Source organism: Marinomonas foliarum (assembly GCF_016906065.1).
Classification (GTDB): Bacteria; Pseudomonadota; Gammaproteobacteria; order Pseudomonadales; family Marinomonadaceae; genus Marinomonas; species Marinomonas foliarum.
Genome location: NZ_CP070273.1, coordinates 3,370,599 through 3,386,972, shown reverse-complemented (window position 1 = coordinate 3,386,972; position 16,374 = coordinate 3,370,599). Strand labels below are relative to the sequence as shown.

The window sequence follows — 16,374 nt, the reverse complement described above, 5'->3', positions numbered from 1 at the left end:
TTATTCCTTTATCCAACGATATAACCAAGTCGGCGCGACTGCGGTATCACCCTGCTTAAGTTGGACTCTCAATTCCGACAAAGCAGCATCTTCAGGGTCAAAAGATACATACACACGAACCCCATTATTGTGTGCGTTTTTCACTGCAATGGTTTCAAGTATTTTCCCATTACTAATGCTGGCATCAATAGTGAGATCATCAACATTTATATCTGGCATTTTATTAAAATCGATCACCACTTCTGGGTTCGTTTTGAATAACTTTACACCTTTGGCGCTACGGACGATTCGAGGAGAGTCCAGTGAAACTGGCGTGTCATTAGACCACGTCATTAAATACTGATAGGTGTAAGACTCTCCTTTCTTCAACCCCTCTTTAGGCTGCCAATAAGTAACAATATTGTCGTTTGTTTCTGCGTTTGAAGGAATTTCAACCAGCTCAACATGCCCCTCACCCCAATCATTCAGTGGCTTAATCCAAGCAGAAGGACGAGTGTGGTAGCTGGCTTCTAAATCTTGGTAGTCTTCAAAACCACGATGGCGCTGAATTAAACCGAAGCCTTTCGGTGAATTATCACTAAAAGCACTCACTTGCAGTGACTTGGGATTGTTCAATGGACGCCAAACCATTTCATCTTTGCCCGTTAAGATTTGCAGACCTTCGGAATCATGAACGGCAGGACGGTAATCTGAAATATCAGAGCCATCAAGCGAGTTGTTATACATAAACATAGATGTCAGTGGCGCAATGCCTACATTTTTTAAATCTACTCGTGGGAACAAAGTCGCTTTGACATCAACTCGTGTCGGCTTTCCTGGATAAATACCAAATCGATAAGCGCCGGTGACACTTTTGCTGTCCAGTAATGCGTGAACAACGATAGCGTCTTGGCTTGATGATGGACGCTCAATCCAAAACTGCTTAAACATTGGAAACTCTTCGCCCTTAGGCTGAGCTACATCGACAGCAAGGCCTCGTGCCGACAACCCATAGGACTGACCTTTGGAAATCGCTCGGAAATAGCTCGCCCCTTGAAAGACAATAAACTCATCGTTCATATCAGCAGTATTTATCGGGTAGTGTAAACGCAGGCCGGCGTATTTACCCACCTGTGAAATAAGCTTACTTATTTCATCATTCGGTGTTTTGAAAGAGTCTTCAGATACCTTTAAAGGGAAAGCGCGGCCACTTTCAACCGCATCAATCGACACTAAATCTTTAAACAAAAAGCCGGGAGCAAATAATTGGACTGAAAATTTAGTAGGGGTATTCCCCCATACGGCCTGGTTCTGTTGAAAATTAATTTGTCGATAAGTGGGATAGTCCATATCAATCAAAGCTTTTGGAGCCATTTCTGCAGGCTTCATTGGAGCTGACGCTAGATTCTTTGCTAAGTCGATCACGGTTTGATGTGAAAATGCATAGCCTTTTGGAGCCTGTGTAGCAGGCGCTATAGCAGAGTTGCTCTTCAAAGAAGCTTCTTCTGCACTAGAAGGTACAGAAGATGCGTTAGCGTCAATAGTGGCTTCTGTTTCGAGAGTCGCTTCGCTCTCCTCTGCATATACCATTGGCGTGCCTATCGCACTCAACAATAGCGACGTCAATAAAGACCATTTAATACATCCAAACACACGAAAACGACATTGGGAGAAAAGAATCAAAAAAAGCTCTCTTGTTATTTAGTTAGGCTCAGTCATGAGGCGACCGAAGGGATATAAGATAAACAGTATAATATCGTCAAACCCATATAAGATTAAGGCAGTAAAGTCGGAGGAATTCATAAGAATTGAGGAGAAATTGTGATCAGGGTGCAACCGCAAATTAAAGATGACACACATCTCCATTCATCCCGCATAATATTGGCTATTTAAGTACTATAAAGACAAATCAAACGTAGAGGTCGATTCTTCCAATTGCTGCATAAACCCACGTATTAGCTCATGAACTTTCATACACTCAGGACGTTCCAAGTTGTCTACTTTTGACCAAAGAGCAATATCTCTTCTTGGCCCTTGGGGTCCTGATACTTGGATCATTTGATCCATATCAACCTCCCCTGTCATTAAGGCTAAACGAGCAGGTAGACGAACCAATACATCAGACGTATTTAATAGATGTAAAACCGAGCGAATACTTCCCGTAAAAGCCATACTGGCGGCTTTGAGCCCAATAAGTTCACTAGGACGATCTAGAAAGCCAGCATTTGCTCCAGCCACTATCCAATTTTGCTTCTCTAAGGTTTCGTGAGAAACAACCTTACTCGCACCTCTAAGAGCCGACTTTTTCCCCACAAAAACACCAGATCTATCTCGAAACAACAGCTGCCTATCTAGAGTTCCTTGTTTAACTGAGAGATGCGCGGGTGCTAATAAAAAATCGAGTTCACCATTTTGCAATAGCTCTATTTGCGCAGCAGCAGAGCCAGTCCGGAAATGGAAAACATAATGCTTTTCTTGCATAAAATAAGCTGTTGTGTGCGCAACTGTGGCAAACTCCCAAAGCGGATCAATACCAATGACAAACTCATTGTGATAACCGCTATGGAACTGTCGAATGACCTCTTCACCTTGTTCTGTTTCAGCCAAAATCCTTTCGCCAATTTGCGCTAATCTTGCACCAATTTCGGTAGGCTGTACGCCATAACGCGTTCGAACCAAAACTGGTGCGCCAACTTTCATTTCTAATTGCTGAATACTTCGCGTCAATGTTGGCTGAGTTATGTATAGCTGCTCACAAGCTCTACTGAGAGAGCCTTGTTTCACAACAATAGCCAGTTGCTTCAATAAGTTGGGATTCATCTATGCGTTTTCTATTAGTCTTACGTTAAAAATCTATTTTTACTTATATCTTGATTACATTAAAGTCATTTCTATTACAGACGGCAAGTCTTTTAGCGCCAAATAAGAAATAGACAAATATAAGAGGATAATCCATGCAATTTTATCAACAAGGCTTTCACCCCGGTGACCCTAGAATTACCGATCCAGCAGATAGAGTGATCGCTCCGCCTTTAAAGCACTCACTACCATCAAAAGTCGATGTAATGATTGTGGGTTGCGGTCCAGCAGGACTTAACCTCGCAGCACAGCTGTCGAAATTCGCTTCTATTTCTACCTGCATTGTCGAACAAAAAGACGACCGTTTATTAGTCGGTCAAGCTGATGGTATCGCATGTCGTACCATGGAAATGTTTGAAGCCTACGACTTCGCTGATCAAATCAAACAAGAAGCCTACTGGGTAAATGAGACCGCTTTTTGGAAACCTGACACAGAGCAACCTCAGAAAATCTCCCTCAGTAGTAAAATTCAAGACGTGGAAGACGATTTGTCTGAAATGCCTCATGTCATCATCAACCAAGCCAGAGTGCATGATGCTTTCCTTGATGTGATGCGCCACGGACCAAGAAAAATTGTGCCTCATTATTCCCGTCAGCTACTCAATCTTGAAGTAGATCAAGCCACCACTGACTACCCAGTGACATTAACGTTCGAACGCTTAGACTCTCAACATCTAGGTGTGATCGAAAAGGTTAAAGCCAAATACGTGGTTGGCTGCGATGGCGCTCGAAGCACAGTACGTAAATCCATTGGCCGTGAATTGATCGGTGACTCTATTAATCAAGGATGGGGCGTGATGGATGTATTAGCAGTGACCGACTTTCCAGATATCCGCTTAAAGTCCGCTATACACTCCAGCAATGAAGGCAATATGTTGATCATTCCCCGTGAAGGCGGCTACATGGTGCGTTTGTACATAGAACTGGATAAGTTAAAAAGTAATGAGCGCCTAAGCAAAAAAAACATAACAACCAATTATCTCATTGCTGCTGCTAACCGCATCCTGTACCCATACACCATTGATGTGAAAGAAATTGCATGGTGGAGTGTGTATGAAATAGGCCAACGTTTGACAACGGCCTTTGATGATGCCGAGGAAGGCAAGTTGCCTCACGTATTTTTAGCTGGCGACGCCTGTCATACCCACAGCCCAAAAGCGGGACAAGGACTAAATACTTCCGTTAATGACACCTGGAACCTAGGCTGGAAATTAGCCCATGTATTAACTGGAAGAGCGAAACCAGAACTACTGCAATCTTACTCATTCGAAAGACAAACCGTGGCTCAGCAACTCATTGATTTCGATCGTGAATTTTCAAAAATGTTTAGTGCCAAACCTAAATCCGTTACCAATCCTGAGGGGGTTGATCCAGCCGACTTTCAGAAGTATTTTGTTCAATTTGGCCGCTTCACCGCTGGTACTGCCATTCACTATCCGCCGTCAGACTTAGTATCGACTGGACAGCATCAAAATTTGGCTACCGGACAATCCATTGGAATGCGTTTTCATTCTGCCAAAGTAACGCGTCTCGCCGACGCCAAACCGGTTCATCTAGCGCACAGCATGAAAGCCGATGGTCGTTGGCACATTCTCGCCTTTGCAGGACAACAGGACTTTATGAACGACACTTGCCAAGTAAATAAACTGTGCGAGTTTTTGCAAAACGATCCATCATCCCCTACGCAATATTTTACACCAAAAAGTGCAGATATCGATGCCGTCATCAATTTACAAGCCGTGTTTCAAACTCACCATAGGGAAGTTGAAGTGGCACACATTCACCCGCTTTTACAACCACCAAAGGGCCGTTATGGTCTAAAGGATTATGAGAAAGTCTACAGTGCTATTTGTGAAGAAAACTCTTTCTATGATAAACGCGGAATTGACAAGCGAGACGGCTGTATTATCATCGTTAGGCCAGATCAGTATGTTGCAGAAATATTGCCGCTCAGCGATCACAGCGGATTAACAAATTTCTTTAAGAGAGTGTTCATTCAAAGCACTTAATTCTTAATATTAATTTGGTTACAACATACTCCTCTCTTCTTATTGCTATAGAGAGGAGTAATAAAAAGCTGTTCAGCAAAATCCCCCATAGATTAACTAGCGAACTAAAGTATTAACCTCAGTACTTAGCGATGCCATCAATTTATAAATAGGACTTTGATCCGCAATAGCACCTAAACTTTGGGGCTGTTCATCGTTTAACTCACCATTTAATGCATGGCTGATATTTGCCGGTAACAACCGCTCTCATTTTTTATAAATGAATAGTCATCACATACTATCGCTCAACTGATTAAACATAATCCAGGTTAAGGCAACGGGATAAACTCGTCTTCATCATCTACAACTTTTGGAAAAGTCCCTGCTTGCCAATCGCGTTTTGCCTGCTCAACTCGTTCTTTACGACTGGAAATAAAATTCCATTCGATAAAACGTTTACCTATTTTTTCGCCACCGATTAAAGCGATTCTCGAATCCGCTGTAGCTTCAATAACTACATCAGCAGCAGCTGATAGGATAACCATGGCAAATTCAGGTATTAGCGTATCTTTAATTTTCAGGCTGCCTTTCGCCACATAAATGGCGCGCTCCTCAGCATTAGGTAAGGTTAAACTTTGCCCCTCTTGCATGTGAGCTTCAACATACAAGGTTTCGGCATAGGTTTTTACGGGTGAGGTTACGCCATAAGCCGTGCCCATTAAGACTCTAAGAGAAACATCATCGACCGTTACGGCAGGAATACTAGCCGAAGGATAATGATAAAAAGCTGGCTCAATTTCTTCGTCTTTCTCTGGCAACGCTAACCAAAGTTGCAAACCATGAAGCGTGTGCGGCACATTCTTTATTTCAGGGCGCTCTCGCTCTGAATGGGTAATGCCTTTCCCCGCCACCATGAGATTAATATCACCTGGTGTAATCGTGGCATAACTTCCCAAAGAATCTCGATGTAAAATCTCGCCTTCAAACAGATAGGTCACTGTCGCTAAATTGATATGCGGATGTGGACGTACGTTAATTCCGGAACCTGCTGGGAAATGCGCGGGTCCCATATGGTCAAAGAAAATCCACGGGCCGACCGTTTTGCGCTGCATAGTTGGCAGGGTACGCCTAACCGAGAATTCACCAAGGTCCTTCTCCCGAGGTTTGATAATAAGATCAATCGCTTCGCACCCCTTACCTGTATCACACTCTAATTCGACGTTTTCTTTTTCTATGCTCATACTACTCACCTGCTTAAGTCGTTTACCTACTAAGACATTACCCTAAGCCATCAGTTTTATCACCTTAACATAACCTTTAATCAGCAAATTAAAGATTCAGCAGCTCAACACTAGCAACAACCTATACAGACGACAGACACTTGCTTGTTTTTGCCAATACGATAAAAAAACCTTTCTCGGCACGTCGTAAATAATTAACATTCTGCCTTTAATTTTTAAAATCTAGGAACCTTTGCCATGAGCCAGACAACTGTTGAACTGCTGCAAACCTATTACGATGCTTTCAATGCTCAAGACATGGACACTTTTTTGTCTTTGCTAACTGACGATGTGATTCACGACATCAACCAAGGCGACCGTGAAATAGGCAAAGCTACCTTTGCAAGCTTCATGGAACGCATGAACAAAAATTACAAAGAAACCATTGTTGATATCGTCGTCATGTCCAATCCTGCAGGAGATCGTGCAGCGGTTGAATTCACTGTGTTAGGTGAATACATCGCCACAGACGAAGGCCTACCAGAAGCCAATGGCCAAACCTATAAACTGCCAGCTGGCGCCTTCTTCGACATTCGTGATGGCAAAGTTGCACGTGTCACCAATTACTACAACCTAGAAGACTGGATCGCGCAAGTATCAGCGTAAAGACACTGACTGATTAACAACTGATAAACCGTAGAGCGAGCACCTTATGCTGATATTCCAACGTTTATCTGGCTCCTCCCTGACCCAGTACATTGATGAACTGGCCCAGCTGCGTATGCGCGTCTTTCGTGACTTCCCTTATCTATATGATGGCGACACACAGTACGAAGCGCGCTACCTTAAAACCTATATTGAAGCCCCAAACAGTGTGATCGTATTGGCTTTTGACGGCGATAAAATAGTTGGTGCTTCAACCGGTTTGCCTCTAGGTTATGAGACCGACGAAGTAACACAGCCGTTTTCAACGGCTGGTTACAATCTTGATGAGATTTTCTACTGTGGCGAATCGGTACTCTTACCTGAGTATCGCGGCCAAGGAGCTGGTGTTGCCTTCTTCGATCATCGCGAAGAGCATGCTAAAAACCTTGAAGACATAAAATACGTCTGCTTTTGTGGCGTACAACGTCCAGACGATCACCCAGCTCGTCCAGCCGATTACCAACCACTGGATCAATTCTGGCGTAACCGTGGTTATGAAAAGCGCCCAGAGCTCGCGACTCATTTCAGCTGGAAAGAAATAGGTGAGCAAGACGAGTCTCTTAAACCCATGACCTTTTGGATGAAGTCCTTGGTATGAGAAAGATGGCAGAATATGAGCGTATTTAAACTGGCGACGGCACAATATGACATTGGCTTTTTCACCCAATGGGAAGAATTTGTCGACAAACTAGAAAGCTGGGTCAGCAACGCTGCTCAACAAAATGCCAAGCTATTGGTGTTCCCTGAATACGGCAGCATGGAACTCGCCTCACTATTTGGTGAAGCTATTTACAGCGACTTAAACAAACAGCTTCATGCCATGCAAACCCTATTACCAAAGTGGCATGATCTGCATGAAGAATTGGCAAAACGCTATAACATCTTGATACTTGCTAGCAGCTTTCCAACGGAGCAAAGCGATGGCCGCTTTCTAAATCGCGCCAATCTATTTAGCCCCGATGGCCTAATTGATTATCAAGATAAATTGATGATGACGCGCTTTGAAAACGAGCAATGGCACATCAGTGGCGGCGAGCAAATTAAGGTCATTGATACTGACCTTGGCCGTATCGGCATTCATATCTGTTATGACTCCGAATTTCCCATGATCGCCAACCAACAAGTAGCAGCGGGAGCAGATATTCTATTGGTACCAAGCTGCACCGACACTCAAGCGGGTTTTCACCGGGTTCGCATTGGCTGCCAAGCGCGCGCTTTGGAAAACCAATGTTACGTAGTGCAATCCCCGACCATTGGCAACGCGCCTTGGTCTGAAGCAGTAGACATAAATACCGGCCGTGCCAGCGTCTATACACCAGTGGATTATGGTTTTCCTGATAATGGCATATTAGTAGAAGGCAAAGAAAATGAAGCAGGCTGGGTGTACGCCACCGTCGACCTCACCGAAATCGCCCGCATTCGTGAAGAAGGCCAAGTGTTTAACTACCGCGACTGGCCCAAGCAATTTGATCTTAAAGGCCTATAAATAACCCCCGATACAGCTATTTTAGCATTGGGATTGTTTCTTCTAACTATGTAAAGAGTCACATTGGTTTGTAGGTCACTTTAATCTTAACGGAAGTATTGCCTTCGAATGTGTGTAGAAAAGAGCTTGGCTCATTAGCAAAAATATCAATGGGCTGTAATTGCTGGCCTATCGTGCGCAGAGTGTAAGCGGATGAATAACTCAGTAAAAAACTGGCCTGTAATACATTGTCTCGTTTTCTATCCAACTCACAATCGACTTCAAATTTATACACGTCACCAATGTACAAGGTCTCAGTAATAGGCTGAGCTTCACATGAAGCGCCTCCTTCTGAAATCACAATATCGGATATCATTATTCGTACCGGGTCTTTTTTCGTCTGAGACACCGCCCTCGCGTCATTGGATTTATCGATGTTCTTTAGCAACCACCTATCCAGGCTCAAAATATTATCGATGTGATCTTGCTTAGTAAAAGCGATTGTTATGTGTGGCGCTTTCACTTTTTCGCCTGTCACTAACTGGATGAATGAAGAGATTCCAGATGCGGTATGCAAATTATCCGCACTCAACTTTTTCAAGTCTTCCCTTTCCATGAGCGCCATTTCATCTCGGCTTAGCTGGGGAAAAAGAGAATCATCGATTTCAGGGAAAGTCAGCACCTCAGCGAACAAGACTCGACTGAATAGCAATAGAAAAACAAACAACGTCACTCGACCAGCCATTTTACATCCTATAAATAATTTCCATGGAAAGCAGGATAGCAAAAACCACAAAATAAATACTGACCTTTGCCCCCTCCAAACGAAAAAGCGCCCTGATGGACGCTTTAGTTTGCTGATGAAGAGCTAGACACTTATGGCTCTTCAGGTCGATCCACTAAGCTTAGGGTCAAGTCGCCTAATTTGTGCACTTCAAAATTATTGGCTTTGTATTCGTCGTAATCAAATGCTTCCATCTCATCAACGGCAATTTTGTGATATTCATAGAAGTCTGGCCACCATTCGTGGTCATCACCAAATTTTGTGTTCAAGAATGCATCTACAGCTGCTTTGCCCATTTCTGGCGCGACATACCATGCGCCCAGAGACAACACATTAACGTCGTTACCAATGACACAACGACGAGCAGCAGGAACACTTTCTACGACGCCACAACGAACGCCAGGACACTTAGCCGCAGCCAAATGAACGCCCATGCCTGTGCCACAGAAGATAATCGCACGTTCGAACTCTTTTTCAGTGATCTTCGCGCCTGCGCGTAAACCAATGCGATGAAACATTTCCACATCTGGATCATCTGGGTCTTTCACACCAATATCGGTGACTTCCCAGCCTTTCTTTTCCAAATACTTAACAATAACTTCTTTAAGCGGAAAACCAGCCCAATCGGCTGCAACTAAAATCTTTTTGTCTTTTATTAATTTCATTTTTATTCTCCAAAGGACACTCTAAAGTGATAACAAATTTAGGCGGTTGCTTCTACTTTTCTATTTAAAAGCTGACGAACATCGCTGCAAATACTCTCAGAATCTAAGCCGTGGTGTTTACGCATACTCGTGCGGTCTGCCGCTATGGCATATTCACCATCTTTAAAGCCAAGACGCTGTAACCTAGCCGCTAGGCCATTTTCGGCCATAACTTCCGCTACTAATGAACCTAACCCACCATTAACGTTGTGTTCTTCAACGGTAATGACCGATTTATACTTAGCCAATTCTCGAGCCAATGCTGAGGTATCGCACGGACGAATAGATGCCACACCAATAACCCCCACACTAATACCTTCTTCTTTTAGCCGTGCAGCAGCATCAACAATTTCGTGTAAGGTTGACCCCATGGCGACTAAAACCACCTGCTTACCTTCAGCCAAAACATCAATCGCTCCAGGTAAAAAGCGGTAGTTTTCCGGCATTGATTCAGGTAGCGCTTTACCATCTAATCGAATATAAACAGGGCCGATTTTTTCAAGTGCATAGCGGATAATTTGTCGGCACTGTTCTGGTGTACCTGGCGCATAAATTTCAATATTACCAAAGCCACGCATCACAGAAATGTCATCAATACTATGGTGAGTACTCGCCAAAGGCCCATAACTCGCGCCGGCATTCAAACCGAAGCATTTAACATTAGTATTGTTATAACAAATATCAACTTTGACCTGTTCATTTCCACGGGAGATGAGAAAGGGAGCCGCATTACAAGTTACCGCGACTTTGCCACCTAACGCTAAGCCAGCAGCCGTACCAATCATGACCTGCTCAGCGATCCCAACATTCACCAATCTATCGGGGAATTTTTCGACAAATGGCTTAATTTTTGCGGTTGAAGTGGAATCTGCAACCACTGGTACAAGATCAACGCCTTGTTCAACAGCGCGAATAAACTCTTCAACCATGACACTTGCTAAATGTTCGCTACTAGACATTTGATAGCTCCTCCAGTGCTTGTGTTACTTCGTCTCCTTTAGGAACACGGTGATGCCACTCTGGACGTCCCGCAATAAAAGAAACACCAGCACCCTTAGTGGTATTCGAGATAATGACATTCGGTTTACCTTCTTGCTTCAGGTTTTCTAAGGTAGACACAACCGCTTCAACATCATTACCTTCACACTCGGTAACTTGCATACCAAAGGCTTTCCATTTTTCTGCCAGAGGATCGGTATTCATGATGTCTTTGGTGTAACCCGCTAGCTGCAATTTATTCTTGTCATTAATAATGATTAGGTTATCTAGACCATAGTGAGCAGCAACAAACGCGGCCTCCCAATTACTGCCTTCTGTTAATTCGCCATCACCTGTAAGTACATAAATTTTTCGTTTACTGCCAGAACGCTTAGCAGCAATAGCAAGGCCAACGGCGACAGGTAAACCGTGACCTAGGGCACCTGTATTTAATTCAACCCCCGGTGTTTTCTGTCTAACAGGGTGTCCCGGTAATTTTGAATCAGCGTGTTGATAGGTGGGCAGCCACTCCGTAGGAAAGTACCCTGCTTCTGCTAATACGCAGTACAGCCCACCTACGGCATGGCCTTTTGATTGAATGTAGATATCACGTTCCTGATCTTCTAGGCGATCAGGTGCGCAGTTCAAAACTCGAAAATACAGCGAAGTAACCATCTCAACTTGGGAAAGATCTGCACCAGTATGACCACCGGCAGGGCTTTCTGAGTTCAGCACTATGATGCGTTTACGCACATCGTTCGCCTTCTTTTTCAAGTCTGCTGTAGATAAATTATATGGATTCATCTCGTATCTCATTATTTATTCAATTCAGAATATATATTCTGAAAGTTTAAAAAATGTCCGGTTCGCACCGGCCCTTGTTTAAAAAGTCTTATTCAGTATTGGCTTGCGAGCTTATCGCCGCTTTGTATTGCATCTTGCTTTGCATCTGATCAATAACAACTGCCACAATAATAACGATACCTTTAATGACCATTTGCCAAAATTCGCTCACACCCATCATTACCAAGCCGTCAGCAAGAATACCGATGACAAACGCACCTATTAGTGTGCCACTGATTGTGCCTCGACCGCCCGCCAATGACGTACCACCAAGCACCACAGCAGCAATGGCATTCATTTCAAATGCATTACCCGTAGAAGGGTGACTCGCAACCAACTGTGAGGTAACAACAATGCCTGCAAGAGCAGCACATAATCCGGCAATGGTATAAACCCAGATTTTTACATTGTTCACTTTGATGCCAGACAATTCAGCCGCGCGTTCGTTGTCGCCAATCGCATACACATGACGGCCAAACGGCAGTTTTCGAGCGACGTAGGCGATAATGCCGGCAACGATGAACATTAACCAAATGGTGAAAGGCACGCCAAATAATGAGCCAGAACCAATCAAGTCAAACCCGGTATTGCCTAGTTCAGGATTACCTTGTAGGCCAGGAAAGGTTTCACCGCCGGAAACCAACAGCGCAGCACCACGAATAATGTACATAGTGCCCAATGTACAAATGAACGGAGCCACATTAAACCGAGTTATGATGAAGCCATTGGCGGCGCCAATTAATCCCCCTACGACGAGCACCAGTGGCACGATTAGCCAAACGCTCGGAAAAATAGCGATCCCAAACATAGGTAAAACGATACCTTGTGAAATGAGATAGCCTGCAACCATGCCACAAAACCCCAAGATGGCGCCGATCGATAAATCGATGCCAGCGGTAATAATGACAAAGGTAATCCCAAGTGCTAACAAGGCATTAATAGAGATATGCTTGATCATAATGATCAAACTCGCTGGCGCTAAAAAGCCATCTACAGTAAATGCGAAAAAACCAGCAATGGCAAAAAGTGCGATAAAGGTCCGCATTTTTAAGAGTACTAGGCCAACGTGGCTCGCGTTAATTCCTGATGCTTTTTTCATTGTTGTTGTATTTGTCTGCATAATTAAAATCCTTGTGCACTAGCAAAAACCAATTCTTCTTCATTGGTTTTACTACGCTCAACATTGGCGGTAATTTTTCCATTCGACATCACGAGTATGCGATCAGAAATGGCCATAATTTCTTTTAAATCAGAAGTCGAGAACAAGATTCCAATTCCCATTTCTGATAGTTTCACCATCATTTCAAACACATCGCTTTTCGCCCCAATATCAATGCCCCGCGTTGGTTCATCTAGAAGCAAGACTTTAGGTTCAGTAAGCAGTGACCGTCCGATGACGACTTTCTGCTGATTACCGCCACTCAGCGCCTGTATTTCTACCGTTGGCGATGAAACTTTAATGGATAGGTCTGCAATGGTTTTTTTCACCGCTTCGCATTCATCTTTATCCGCAATGACTCGGAATTTTAATCGTTTCCATAGGCTAGCAACGCTGAGGTTATTAGAAACAGAACTGACTGGAAAAATGCCCGATTGCTTACGATCTTCTGGCACCAATCCAACGCCCAATTTAATTCGTTGTGCTGTTTTCATTTTGGAATGGATTGGCACCTCATCAATGAGGATGGTGCCTTGATAGGTGGTTTTACCTAAAATACATTCAAACATTTCGGTTCTACCTGCGCCCATCAGCCCATAGATCCCGACAATTTCTCCAGCCTTAAGCTCGAACGAAGCATCATCAACCAAAGTTCGTTCAGACTTATCAACATAGGTGATATTCTTGGCTTCCATGACATTTTTACCAAACTGTCGGTTTGGCGGTAAGAAATCACTCACCGGATCGCTACCCAGCATTTCTCTAACGATCCAAGGAACATCAATATCTTCGACTTTGGCTTCCGCTTGAAAATTACCATCTCGTAATATCGTAATGTGAGTGCCAATCTCCATTAACTCTTCTAATCGATGTGATATGTATAGAATGGTGATTCCTTGAGACGTTAAGTCACGAATCACATCAAATAGGATCTGAACTTCTTTTTTACTAAGTGCCGAAGTCGGTTCATCCAAGATTAAAATCTTTATATCGCCAATAAGCGCTTTAGCAATTTCAACCAATTGCTTTTGCCCTACTTTTAAATTGTGCACAACTTCATCAGGGTCAATGTTTTGCTTCAGGCGAGCCATTGCTTCCATAGTCACTTTACGTTGCTCTGCATTATTAATTGGCGTAAGACCTTTTTGAACTTCCCGCCCCAAGAAGAGGTTTTCAGCTACCGTTAGGTTTTCTGAAAGATTCAGCTCTTGATGAACCATCCCAATACCGAGGCCAGCCGCAACTCGCGTGCTCGCCATATGAATAGGCTGCCCCTCTAAAAATAAATGTCCTTCCGTAGGCTGTTGGACACCAGCAATGATTTTCATCAAGGTGGATTTACCAGCGCCATTTTCACCAATCAGTACATTTACGGCACCGCGATAAACCTTGTAATCCACATTATTCAAGGCTTTTGTGCCAGGAAACAGCATTGAGACTTTTTCGGCTTTTAAAATAATATCGTCATCGATCATCATGGTTTATCTCCTAGCCATTTTGAGTGGCACAGCAGAGACAATTTGTCCGTTTTTCAGTGTAATCGCCGCAATCAGGTCTATTTTAGAGCTAACCCAACTTTCGTCTGGTGCATCAATATGAGACAGAGCTTGCTTACTAAGCTCCTTAGATAAACGGGCATACTGCACTTGATTTTTAAATTGGTCGAAGCTAATAAAATCCAATGCATCACGGATTGTATTACCTCTAACTACAGGTCCAAGTTGAAGCGGAATAACGTAATCACCAGAACTGACTGTCATCTTGTTACCCAGCGCACTAGGTTGGAAATCGGTAACAGTTCCGTCGACCTTAACGAACGTACTCGTATCGACAGAAAAATCTAAACGGTCAATGGATTCTGCGTCCTGGTATTGCGCAGTAACTTGCGGCCAGAGTTTTTGAGCAATGACATCCGGCTCCATATTTTTGATCTTCGAAGCTTCTGCCGCACTCATTGGAATAATTGGCTTGTTGTTTTCGTCTAGTTTGACGACTTTACAGGCACTGACTCCAATCACCATTGCGCATAACATCGTGAACTTTAAGGCTTTGGTTAAAGTAAGCATGGTCACACCTAAATACTAAGTCTTGTTTGAAATAACGGACTGGCTAACAGTAACCAGTCCATTTATATCGATTCGCAATTAATTCATCGCGAAGGTTTCAAGTTGGCTAGCATTGGATTCGTCAATAAGAATACAGTCCATTAACTGCTTCTCAGGCAAACCAGTACTACCCGTAGTAATGTATTTGTGTGCTTGCTCAACAGCCATTTGCGCTTGATCCCAAGCTGGTTGAAGGACAGTCGCTTTAATATTGCTTCCCGCTAAGATGGAATCACGTACATAATTACTACCATCAAAACCAACAACAATAACGTCATTACGGCCAGCGGCTTTCAATGCCGCTTCTGCACCGAGCGCCATGGTATCGTTACCTGCAATTACGCCTTTGATATCTGGGTTTACTTGAAGGATGGATTCCATCCGAGTAAATGCTTCAGTTTGGCTCCAGTTAGCTGTTTGCTGCGCAACCATTTCCATGCCTGGGTAATCATCTAGGATGTCATGGTAACCTTGCGAACGTACATGGGCGTTGGTGTCAGATTCTCGACCTAGCAATTCAACATACTTACCTTCACCACCCATCAGCTCCAAGAACTTCTCGCCGCCCAACTGAGCACCTTGATAGTTATTCGATACGATTTGCGAGACGGCAATGCCTGTCGCGTTAATTTCACGGTCAATCAAGAAGGCTGGAATACCCGCTTTCTTCGCTTTTTCAAGAGCCCCTATGGTTACATCTGCCCCTGCGTTATCTAAAATTATTGCAACCGCTTTACGAGCGATAGCAGTAGAAATCAAGTTATCCTGAAGGTTTGCGTCGTCGTTGTGCGAAGCAACTAAAGTGGTATAACCAAGCTCCTCGGCTTTTTGTTGCGCACCGACAGCTTCTGATTTAAAGAAAGGATTGTCATGGGAAGGGGTGATAATCGCAATTAAGCCTTGTGCTGAAACAAGACTAGAAAAACCAATTGCAGCTGCCACTAACGTTGATTTAAGGATTTTCTTATTCATATTTTTACCCTCTAATTATGCGTTTATTTTTATTTGTCTGCATATTTATGCACATTCAATTTTTTATGCATGAGAGAGTTTAGGATTACACCTGATGATTGTCTAGTGCTATAAACCTATTTTTTAGCTGCAAAACAGAATAAAAAGCGTGAATCAAAGCGATTAAGCCCTCTTAACACTTTGAATTTATTAAATTATTAGGGATAAAGTAACGAAAAAAATATCCACCAAAAGTCTTAAAAAAACCTTAAATACCCTTATAATCACGGCTTTTTATTCGATAATTGATGTTTATATACTTGGTTTTATTCCTCATATATTTTTTCTAAAAGACAAGAAAAACAGCCATTACTACAGGAATGGCTAGCTCTAACCATCGCCGCTCTATACCTGAATCTAATATTTTTTTGCCACAAAATTCACAGTATCTGAGCAATAATTTACCTGAGGCAAGCAATTGGCATAACTATTTTTAACGACTCACATTCCTCTAATGCAAACTCAAACGCCTCGTTATTCGTTTTCTTGACAGACTTAAGCTAGCCTGATTGAATATAAATACAAAAATGAATATATATTCAATCGACATTGTATCGACCTATGTAAGTGAAAA

Annotated in this window: 16 protein-coding genes; 4 read left to right on the top strand and 12 right to left on the bottom strand. The window is 43.2% G+C overall.

Annotated features, from left to right (window positions below; all coding sequences use genetic code 11):
- Nucleotides 1-1,662, bottom strand: coding sequence for a glucan biosynthesis protein G (locus JSY38_RS15720; protein ID WP_239543998.1), 1,662 nt, complete (start codon nucleotides 1,660-1,662; stop codon nucleotides 1-3).
- Between the two features lie 213 nt (nucleotides 1,663-1,875).
- Complete coding sequence (locus tag JSY38_RS15715) at nucleotides 1,876-2,799, bottom strand: LysR family transcriptional regulator (protein ID WP_114413794.1); 924 nt, start codon at nucleotides 2,797-2,799, stop codon at nucleotides 1,876-1,878.
- A 134-nt stretch (nucleotides 2,800-2,933) separates the two neighbouring features.
- Here JSY38_RS15715 and JSY38_RS15710 point away from each other — a divergent pair, with 134 nt between their 5' ends.
- On the top strand, nucleotides 2,934-4,847 hold the full coding sequence (locus JSY38_RS15710) for an FAD-binding monooxygenase (RefSeq protein WP_205114066.1): 1,914 nt from the start codon (nucleotides 2,934-2,936) through the stop codon (nucleotides 4,845-4,847).
- 96 nt (nucleotides 4,848-4,943) lie between these two features.
- Here the strand turns inward: JSY38_RS15710 and JSY38_RS15705 are convergent, their stop codons facing one another.
- Complete coding sequence (locus JSY38_RS15705; protein WP_205114064.1) at nucleotides 4,944-5,087, bottom strand: hypothetical protein; 144 nt, start codon at nucleotides 5,085-5,087, stop codon at nucleotides 4,944-4,946.
- Between the two features lie 68 nt (nucleotides 5,088-5,155).
- Complete coding sequence (locus tag JSY38_RS15700; protein WP_205114062.1) at nucleotides 5,156-6,067, bottom strand: pirin family protein; 912 nt, start codon at nucleotides 6,065-6,067, stop codon at nucleotides 5,156-5,158.
- A 237-nt stretch (nucleotides 6,068-6,304) separates the two neighbouring features.
- On the opposite strand from JSY38_RS15700, the gene JSY38_RS15695 reads away from it, so the two are divergent.
- Genes JSY38_RS15695 through JSY38_RS15685 form a run of 3 tightly spaced genes read left to right on the top strand, consistent with a single transcriptional unit; the run spans nucleotide 6,305 to nucleotide 8,237 of the window.
- A complete protein-coding gene (locus JSY38_RS15695; RefSeq protein WP_205114060.1) occupies nucleotides 6,305-6,712 on the top strand; it encodes a ketosteroid isomerase-related protein in 408 nt (135 codons plus the stop codon).
- Between the two features lie 46 nt (nucleotides 6,713-6,758).
- The gene (locus JSY38_RS15690; protein ID WP_205114058.1) at nucleotides 6,759-7,349 is read left to right on the top strand and encodes a GNAT family N-acetyltransferase; all 591 of its coding nucleotides are present in this window, start codon (nucleotides 6,759-6,761) and stop codon (nucleotides 7,347-7,349) included.
- 15 nt (nucleotides 7,350-7,364) lie between these two features.
- Nucleotides 7,365-8,237 carry a carbon-nitrogen hydrolase family protein gene (locus tag JSY38_RS15685; RefSeq protein WP_205114056.1) on the top strand — a complete coding sequence of 291 codons (873 nt, stop codon included), beginning with the start codon at nucleotides 7,365-7,367 and terminating at the stop codon, nucleotides 8,235-8,237.
- A gap of 58 nt (nucleotides 8,238-8,295) precedes the next feature.
- Here JSY38_RS15685 and JSY38_RS15680 read toward each other — a convergent pair whose 3' ends face one another.
- From JSY38_RS15680 to JSY38_RS15645, 8 genes are all read right to left on the bottom strand, one after another.
- Nucleotides 8,296-8,961 carry a hypothetical protein gene (locus JSY38_RS15680; RefSeq protein WP_205114054.1) on the bottom strand — a complete coding sequence of 222 codons (666 nt, stop codon included), beginning with the start codon at nucleotides 8,959-8,961 and terminating at the stop codon, nucleotides 8,296-8,298.
- A 131-nt stretch (nucleotides 8,962-9,092) separates the two neighbouring features.
- Nucleotides 9,093-9,665 carry an RpiB/LacA/LacB family sugar-phosphate isomerase gene (locus tag JSY38_RS15675; protein WP_205114053.1) on the bottom strand — a complete coding sequence of 191 codons (573 nt, stop codon included), beginning with the start codon at nucleotides 9,663-9,665 and terminating at the stop codon, nucleotides 9,093-9,095.
- 38 nt (nucleotides 9,666-9,703) lie between these two features.
- Nucleotides 9,704-10,663, bottom strand: coding sequence for a transketolase family protein (locus tag JSY38_RS15670; protein WP_205114051.1), 960 nt, complete (start codon nucleotides 10,661-10,663; stop codon nucleotides 9,704-9,706).
- Nucleotides 10,656-11,486, bottom strand: coding sequence for a transketolase (locus JSY38_RS15665; RefSeq protein ID WP_205114049.1), 831 nt, complete (start codon nucleotides 11,484-11,486; stop codon nucleotides 10,656-10,658). The genes JSY38_RS15670 and JSY38_RS15665 overlap by 8 nt, the downstream gene beginning before the upstream one ends.
- An 88-nt stretch (nucleotides 11,487-11,574) precedes the next feature.
- Entirely contained in the window at nucleotides 11,575-12,645 is a 1,071-nt protein-coding gene (locus tag JSY38_RS15660; protein WP_205114047.1) for an ABC transporter permease, read from the bottom strand.
- 2 nt (nucleotides 12,646-12,647) lie between these two features.
- A complete protein-coding gene (locus JSY38_RS15655; RefSeq protein WP_205114045.1) occupies nucleotides 12,648-14,162 on the bottom strand; it encodes a sugar ABC transporter ATP-binding protein in 1,515 nt (504 codons plus the stop codon).
- A 3-nt stretch (nucleotides 14,163-14,165) separates the two neighbouring features.
- On the bottom strand, nucleotides 14,166-14,750 hold the full coding sequence (locus JSY38_RS15650; RefSeq protein WP_110571600.1) for a DUF2291 family protein: 585 nt from the start codon (nucleotides 14,748-14,750) through the stop codon (nucleotides 14,166-14,168).
- A 78-nt stretch (nucleotides 14,751-14,828) separates the two neighbouring features.
- A complete protein-coding gene (locus JSY38_RS15645) occupies nucleotides 14,829-15,761 on the bottom strand; it encodes a D-ribose ABC transporter substrate-binding protein (protein WP_110571599.1) in 933 nt (310 codons plus the stop codon).
- Between the last annotated feature and the right edge of the window lie 613 nt (nucleotides 15,762-16,374).